This window comes from Allobosea sp. AAP35 (assembly GCF_001295925.1).
Lineage (GTDB): Bacteria > Pseudomonadota > Alphaproteobacteria > Rhizobiales > Beijerinckiaceae > Allobosea.
Map to the genome: position 1 here is coordinate 1 of NZ_LJHQ01000034.1, position 6,814 is coordinate 6,814.

Consider the following 6,814-nt stretch of genomic DNA (forward strand, 5'->3'; position numbering starts at 1 on the left):
GAGCCAGACCTGCCGCAGGCGCGTGAAGGCGCGGGCGGCGTGCATCATCTCGCGCTGCGCACGCCGACCTTCGCCGATTACGACGCCTGGGCCGAGCGCCTGCGTGCCGCCGGCTATCCCAACAGCGGGCCGGTCGATCGCTTCTATTTCCGCTCGCTCTATCTGCGCGAGCCCAATGGCATCCTTATCGAGATCGCCACCGATGAGCCGGGCTTCGCCACCGATGAGCCGGCCGAGACGATGGGCGAGAGCCTGTCGCTGCCGCCCTTCCTCGAAGGCAAGCGGGCGCAGATCGAGGCCGGGCTGAAGCCGCTCTGAAACGGGCTGGCTGGCTCACTGAGCTGTCAGGATGCCACGCGGCGGGGGCGACATGCGCGCTCCCGCCGCACCGTGATTTATCCGCATGCGAGGCAATCCGTTCACCCCCCTTTAACGACGTTGGCCTCTACTCGAAGACGGCAGGTTTGCCGGTTTCCGCCGTCAGTGACGGTGGGCGTGTGTATTGCGTCGGGTCGAGAGCGTGCGGAATGTCGGAACAGGGCCTCAGACTGCGTAAGGCGCCACGCGCCCGTTACCGGGTCGGCCACAATGTCGTGGTGCAGCTCGCAGGCATCATCGTCGCCTGTGGCATCGGCTATGTGGCGCTCGAGCCGGCTCCCGATGCCCAGGTTCCCAGCCGCGCCTTGCCCGTGCACGATATCATGACGACGGGCTCGCTCGCCGCATCGTCGACGGCCTATCGCGAATTCCTCAAGCCCGGCTTCACGCTGGGCACGAATCCGGGCTCCTTCGGCGGCAGCGCGCCGATGCAGGCCGGGCTTCAGCGCCCGGCCGAGCCGGCCCCTGTCGCAGCGCCCTTACAGGAACCGATCGCGCTGGCGGCCGTGCCGCCCGCGCAGCCGAACCCGAATGCATCGCTTGCGCTGCCGCCCGAGGCGTCCACGACGTCGCAGCAGGCCGTGACCCGCATCCTCAAGGATGTGCCGCTGCCCGCGCCGCGCCCGCCTGAGCTGAAACGGCCGGTGACCGCCGAGCCGCCAGCGATCGCGCTGCGCCAGCCGACACGCCGTGCCCGCGTCGCGGCGGCCCCGGCCCCGGTCGTCGAGGACAACCGCTCCTTCTTCGAGAAGATCTTCAGTGCGCCGCGCCAGCCCAACGGCCCGGCCATGGCCTATGCGGCGCCGGAGGACGATGTCGTCGATCGCTCGCGTGGCCGGCGGCTGAGCCCTTCATTCGGCCCACCTATGACCACCGGCCACGCGACCGCGATCTACGACATCAGCGCCAAGGTCGTGCACATGCCGAATGGCGAGAAGCTGGAGGCGCATTCCGGGCTCGGCGACAAAATGGACGACCCCCGCTTCGTTCATGTCCGGATGCACGGCGCCACGCCGCCCCATACCTATAACCTCGTCGAACGTGAGGCACTCTTCCACGGCACGCGGGCCCTGCGGATGCATCCGGTCGGCGGCAGCAGCGCGATCTACGGCCGCGCCGGCCTGCTGACCCATCCTTATCTGCTCGGACCCAACGGCCAGTCCAATGGCTGCGTCTCGTTCAAGGACTATGATCGCTTCCTGCAGGCCTATCTGCGCGGGGAGGTGAAGCGTCTCGTCGTGGTCGCTAGCATGAACGACGCGCCTTCTTCCCTGGTGGCGTCGCTGACGGGGAGGTGATCGGCGCGTGATCGCCTGACCGGGAACGATGGTGCATGATCGGGGTTCAGCCTCCGACACGACCGTCATATTGGGAGACGCGCCATGATCCATTCCCCTCTTCGTCAGACCAGCCGCCGCCTTGTCATCACGGCCCTTGCTGGCACCGCGATCCTGGCGAGCCTTCCCGTCCTGGCCCATCACGGCTGGTCATGGGCCGAGGGCGATCAGATGGAGCTCAAGGGCACCATCAAGACGATCTCGATGGCGCCGCCGCATCCAATGCTGATGGTGACCGCTGCGGACGGCAAGGAGTGGCAGGTCGATCTCGGCAACCCCAACCAGACCGCGCGCTCGGGCTTCACCGGCGACACCGCCAAGCCCGGCGAGGCCATCACCGCTCTGGGCAATCGCCATCTCGACAAGACCAAGGCCCATATGAAGGCCGTCCGGATCGTCATCGCCGGCAAGAACTACGACATGTATCCGGAGCGCATTCGTACCAACTGAGGGCGCATGGAGCTTCTCGCCGCCCTCGGCAAATGGCCCGGAGCCGTCCTGCTTCAGCAGCACGGCACGGCCTATCTCTTCGTCAACGCAAGCCACATCCTCGGCATCGCGCTGCTGATCGGCGGCATCCTGTCGCTGGATCTGAGGCTGATGGGGTTCTTCCCGTCGGTACCGGTCGCCGTCATCGCGCCGTTCCTGTCGCGGATCGCTGCCTGCGGATTAGGAATAGCCGTGCTGACGGGGGCCTGGCTGTTCACCGTGCGACCGGTCGAATATGCCGGTAACGCCGCTTTTCTGTGGAAGATCGGCCTGCTGCTGGTCGCGCTGGTCAATGTCGCGGGCCAGCACCGCAGCGCAGCCTATTCCCTCGCAATGACCGGCGTGCTGTCGCCGTCCGTCCGGGTCAGGGCCTTCGCATCCGCCGCTCTCTGGCTGTCCGTCCTGCTCGCGGGCCGCTGGATCGGCTTCCTTTGATCACAGCTCAATCCCACCCCAGTGGCATCGTCAGCCCTTGGCGGCGGCCTTTGGCTTGGCAGCGGCCTTGGGCTTCGCGGCAGCGCTCGCTTTGGCCGGCGCCTTGGCCTTGGCGGGCGCCTTCTTGGCGGCGGGCTTCTTCGCCGCGGAGGCCGCCTTGGCCTTGCCCGGTCCCTTGACGCCGCTGGACTCCGCCTTGGCGTTGACCAGCTCGACCGCCTGTTCGAGCGTGATCGCCTCCTGCGTCATCGCCTTGGGCAGGGTCGCATTGACCTTGCCCCAATTGACGTAAGGCCCGTATTTACCGGCCCGCACCACGAGCTTGCCGCCGCCGGGATGCTCGCCGAGGTCGCGCCCGGGAACCGCGGCGCCGCGCCCGAAGCGAGCGCCCGGCCCGCCGGTTTCCTTGGCGACGATCAGGTCGATGGCGCGGTTGCCGCCGATCTGCAGGATGTCGTCATCCTTGTCGATATTGGCGTAGGTCTTGCCGTGCTGGACATACGGCCCATAGCGGCCGATGCCGGCCAGGATCGGCTCGCCGCTCTCCGGGTGCTTGGCGACCTCCTTGGGCAGTGAGAGCAGGGCGAGCGCGGTGGTAAGATCGACGCTGCCCGGGCTCATGCCCTTGGGCAGGCTGGAGCGCTTGGGCTTCTCGCCCTCGCCGAGCTGGATATAGGGGCCGAAGCGCCCGTCGCGGATCGTGACCTCGACCTCCGTCACCGGATCCTTGCCGAGGATGCGCACGCCCGGCGCGCCGGTGCCGCCCTCGGCCGTCGCCTCGCCATCGGCCGCCTGGACAGTGAGCGGACGGGTGTAGCGGCATTCGGGATAGTTCGAGCAGCCCACAAAAGCGCCGAACTTGCCGAGCTTCAGCGAGAGCTGGCCGGTGCCGCAGACCTGGCAGGAGCGCGGATCGCCGCCATCCTCCCGCGTCGGGAAGACATGGGCGCCGAGCACGCCGTTGAGCGCCTCCAGTACCTCGGTGACGCGCAGATCCTTGGTGTCGCCGATCGACTTGGTGAACTCCTCCCAGAACTCGCGCAGCACGACCTTGAAGTCGATCTCGGCATTCGAGACGCGGTCGAGCTTCTCTTCGAGATTGGCGGTGAAGTCGAACTCGACATAGCGCTTGAAGAAGCTCTCCAGGAACGCCGTCACCAGCATGCCCTTGTCCTCGGGCACGAGGCGCTTCTTGTCGATGCGGACATATTCGCGGTCGCGCAGGGTCGAGAGCGTCGCGGCATAGGTCGAGGGCCGGCCGATGCCGAGCTCTTCCATGCGCTTGACGAGGCTGGCTTCCGAGTAGCGCGGCGGCGGCTCGGTGAAGTGCTGGTCGGCCGCGATGGCACGCTTCTCGAGCGGCTCGCCCGTCTTCATCACCGGCAGCTTCTTTGAATCCTCGTCTTCCTCGTCGTCGCGGCTTTCCTGATAAAGCGTCAGGAAGCCGTCGAAGAGGGTGACCTGGCCGGTGGCACGCAGTTCGAGGTTACGGCCTGCGACGGTGGCGGCGATGTCGACCGTGGTGCGCTCCAGCGAGGCCGATTCCATCTGGCTGGCGATGGTGCGCTTCCAGATCAGCTCATAGAGCTTCGCCTGCTCGGGTTCGAGATGGCGCATGACCGTGGCCGGCAGCCGGCCGAGATCGGTCGGGCGGATGGCCTCATGGGCCTCCTGCGCGTTCTTGGCCTTGACCGTGTATTTGCGCGGCACGCCCGGCACATATTGTTCACCGAACTCCTTGCCGATGACGCGGCGGGCAGCCGCGATGGCGCTGCCGTCCATGTCGACGCCGTCGGTTCGCATATAGGTGATGAGACCCACCGTTTCGCCGCCGATATCGACGCCCTCATAGAGCCGCTGCGCGAGCTGCATCGTGCGTGCCGGAGCGAGCCCAAGCTTGCGGGATGCCTCCTGCTGCAGGGTCGAGGTCTGGAAGGGCGGGTAGGGGTGGCGCTTGACCGGCTTGGCCTCGACATTGGCGACGTTGAAGGCCGCCGTCTCCAGCGCCTCCTTGAAGGCCTTGGCCTCCTCGCCATTGCCGATGTCGAGCCGGGTGATCTTTTTGCCGTCGGCGCCGACGAGGCGGGCGTCGAAGACGCCACCGGCGGCCGTCGCCAGCGTCGCCACCAGCGACCAGTATTCGCGCGCCCGGAAGGCCTCGATCTCGCGCTCGCGGTCGCAGACGATGCGCAGCGCCACCGACTGGACGCGACCGGCCGAGCGGGCGCCCGGAAGCTTGCGCCAGAGCACCGGCGAGAGCGTGAAGCCGACGAGATAGTCGAGCGCGCGGCGCGCCAGATAGGCATCGACCAGCGCCTGGTCGACCTGGCGCGGATTGGCGAGCGCCGCCTGCACGGCGTCCTTGGTGACCGCGTTGAAGGTGACGCGCTCGACCGGGATGCCCTTCAGCGCCTTCTTGGCGGTGAGCGCCTCTAGCACATGCCAGGAAATCGCCTCGCCCTCGCGGTCGGGGTCGGTCGCGAGGATCAGCTTGTCGGCGCCTTTGAGCGCCTTGACGATCTCGGCGACCTGCTTGGCGCCGCGCCCCTCGATCTCCCACTTCATCGCGAAGTCATGCTCGGGATCGACCGAACCATCCTTGGCCGGCAGGTCGCGAATATGCCCGAAGGAGGCGATCACCTCATAGTCGGAGCCGAGATATTTGTTGATCGTCTTGGCCTTGGCCGGCGACTCGACGACGAGGAGCTTCATGGTGCGGTGTCTCGGTAAAAGCTTCCTCGGAGCGCGGAACCAGCCCGATCGGGGCGGCTCCGCGACCGGTGAAAGACCCGGCGGTTCGGAATTCGCGCGAAAGTGGTTCAGCGGGCAGGCCGTGTCAAACGCCGATTGCGCCGTCGTCGTGTTTGACGGCGTTCGGCGGCGTTTGAGCCACAATCGCTTGGAGCGCCAGGAAATGGCGTGTCCGGCGTCGCTGCACAAGGGGCGTACAGTCTGCCTGCGGTGTTGGCAGTTTTCAGCCCAACGCGCCGTAGAGCTTCGCCAGGAAGCCGTCATAGGACGCACCATCAATCCAGCGCAGCGCCGCGACGAGGTCGTTCTGCGGATCGACGAGGATCACATTGGTGCCGGCGCCGAGCGCCCAGAACGCTCCGGTCGGCACGCCCGGCTTGGCCGAAGGCTCGCGATTCAGCCACCAGAGGAAGCCATAGTTGGAGAGAGTCGCGGAGGGCGCGGTCATCTGCGCGATCCAGTCGGGCGAGAGCAGGGAGCGCCCGCCCCACTCGCCACGGCGCGCCATCAGCAGACCGAAGCGGGCATGGTCGCGCGCGCCGATGAACAGACCGCCGCCCCAATGCCCGCCGCCCGGCACCGACTGGATGCGCTGGCCGTCGATCTCGACGAAGGAGTTCTCGTAGCCCTGCCACTCCCAGTCGGCCGAGGCCCCGATCGGATCCATGATCCGCTCGCGCAGCACCTCGGGCAGGGGCCGGCGGAAGCGCTGCAGCAGGCAGTAGCCGAGCAGGTTCACGCGGACATCGTTGTATTCATAGAAGCTGCCGGGCTCGTGCATCTCCCGGCGCTGGCCCTTGCGGCTGTTGTCGGCGCCCGGCCCGATCTGGCGGTTGTGATCGACCTGGTCGGATTTGCCGAAGATCTCGCCCTGCCACTCGCTCGATTGGTGCAACAGATGCCGCCAGGTGATCCGCGCGTTGTGGGCGCTCTCGAAGAAAGGCCCCGCCACGCGCTTCCCCACGGGCTCGTCGAGGTCGGCGATCAATCCGTGCTGCACGGCGAGCCCCGCCAGCACGGACAGATAGCTCTTGGCGATCGAGAAGGTCATGTCGGGGCGGTTGGTGTCGCCCCATTCGGCGACGATGCGCCCGCCCTTCAGCACGAGCCCGGCGGGTCCGCCGCGCTCGCGCACGGGGCCGACGATCTCGGTCCACGGCCCGCTCTCGTTCCATTCTCGATTCCCGACATAACTTCCGTCGGGGTAGAACAGGCTCTTCGGCCAGGGGCTCTCATGGGCCTCCGCGAAGGCAACGGCGGCTGCCAGTCTGGCTTCGTCGAACCCCGCCTCGGCGGGCGCGATCGTGCTCCAGGTCGAGCCATGGGCGGCGGGAACGGCGGAAGGGGACAAGGGGCGGCTCCTCGCAGCGCGGTCAGATAGCGGCACAGCCGCCAGACCAGATAGCGGCACAGCCGCCAGACCA

6 protein-coding genes are annotated in these 6,814 nt (G+C 67.4%); 4 read left to right on the forward strand and 2 right to left on the reverse strand.

Annotation, left to right across the window (positions count from 1 at the left end):
• The 4 genes from IP69_RS12030 to IP69_RS12045 form a co-directional block, all read left to right on the forward strand.
• Window positions 1-318, forward strand: a 318-nt coding sequence (locus IP69_RS12030) for a VOC family protein (protein ID WP_197279836.1), incomplete at its 5' end; no start/stop codon positions are given.
• Window positions 319-527: 209 nt separating this feature from the next.
• The gene (locus tag IP69_RS12035; protein ID WP_054143071.1) at window positions 528-1,676 is read left to right on the forward strand and encodes a DUF2778 domain-containing protein; all 1,149 of its coding nucleotides are present in this window, start codon (window positions 528-530) and stop codon (window positions 1,674-1,676) included.
• 84 nt (window positions 1,677-1,760) lie between these two features.
• Window positions 1,761-2,165: a DUF6152 family protein gene (locus IP69_RS12040; RefSeq protein ID WP_248306809.1), complete on the forward strand. Its 405-nt coding sequence runs from the start codon at window positions 1,761-1,763 to the stop codon at window positions 2,163-2,165.
• A 6-nt stretch (window positions 2,166-2,171) separates the two neighbouring features.
• Entirely contained in the window at window positions 2,172-2,639 is a 468-nt protein-coding gene (locus tag IP69_RS12045; protein ID WP_054143072.1) for a DUF6644 family protein, read from the forward strand.
• 30 nt (window positions 2,640-2,669) lie between these two features.
• Here IP69_RS12045 and topA read toward each other — a convergent pair whose 3' ends face one another.
• Entirely contained in the window at window positions 2,670-5,351 is a 2,682-nt protein-coding gene (topA, locus tag IP69_RS12050) for a type I DNA topoisomerase (protein ID WP_054143073.1), read from the reverse strand.
• A 262-nt stretch (window positions 5,352-5,613) separates the two neighbouring features.
• Entirely contained in the window at window positions 5,614-6,741 is a 1,128-nt protein-coding gene (locus IP69_RS12055; protein ID WP_054143074.1) for a serine hydrolase, read from the reverse strand.
• Window positions 6,742-6,814: the final 73 nt, after the last annotated feature.